Source organism: Luteibacter sp. RCC_6_2 (assembly GCF_041360655.1).
GTDB lineage: Bacteria > Pseudomonadota > Gammaproteobacteria > Xanthomonadales > Rhodanobacteraceae > Luteibacter.
In genome coordinates this window covers 1-758 of sequence record NZ_JBFUPQ010000034.1, presented here as the reverse complement: position 1 = coordinate 758, position 758 = coordinate 1, and the positions used below count along the sequence as shown (strand labels likewise).

Sequence of the window (758 nt, the reverse complement as noted above, 5' to 3'; positions counted from 1 at the left end):
GGGCGCCGCCGCCGTCGTGGCGGTGGCGATGCGCTTGTCCAGGTCGGCGATCTGGACCTTGGCCGCATCGATCATGGCCTGCAGGGCGTGCCGTGCCGCGGCCAGCCGGGTCTGCGCCAGGCGGCGGCGATTGTCATCGCGCTGACCGACCAGTTGCAGACGGCAACGCAGCAACTCGGCCAGTTCCGCGCGTTCGGGCGAGGGCGATTGATACGGTTGGGGCGGGACGTGGGCGGCCATGCGGGCCAGGACCTGCGCGTCCAGGGCATCGCTCTTGGCGAAGTGGCCCAGGGCCCGTGCATAGGCGGTGGCCCGGTGCGAGGCCAGGCGCGTGACGCAATAGCCGGCCTGGGCCAAGGCGTCGAGGATGCCTCGTTCGTAACCGCCCGTGGCCTCGATGGCGATGTGCTGGACCGCCTGTGGCGCCAGCGCCTCAAGCAACGCGCGGTGCCCTCGGGGCGAGTTGTCGAAGCGCCCGCCGGGTCCGCGGGGATGGCACGCCACGTCCAGCGTGGCTTTGCCCACATCGATACCTACAAAGATGCTCATGGCTTCACTCCGGAGTACGATCGGCAGTGAGAGCACCTCCACCATGCCCCGGCTTGTGAATTCGAGGTACGACTCGAGCAACTGTTCGGGCTTTAGTGGAGGGAGTGCGGCAGCCCTAGCTCCCACACGTGCTCGCGGCACTGCCGTCCATCGGCTTGCCGCACTCCGCTCTCACCTCCAAGCCTAGCCCTTCGGAAAGACACAAGCCG

At 68.5% G+C, this 758-nt stretch carries 1 protein-coding gene; it reads right to left on the bottom strand.

The window, feature by feature from the left end; all coding sequences use genetic code 11:
* On the bottom strand, positions 1-549 hold a 549-nt coding region (locus tag AB6730_RS18845), incomplete at its 3' end, for a transposase (RefSeq protein ID WP_371025121.1).
* Between the last annotated feature and the right edge of the window lie 209 nt (positions 550-758).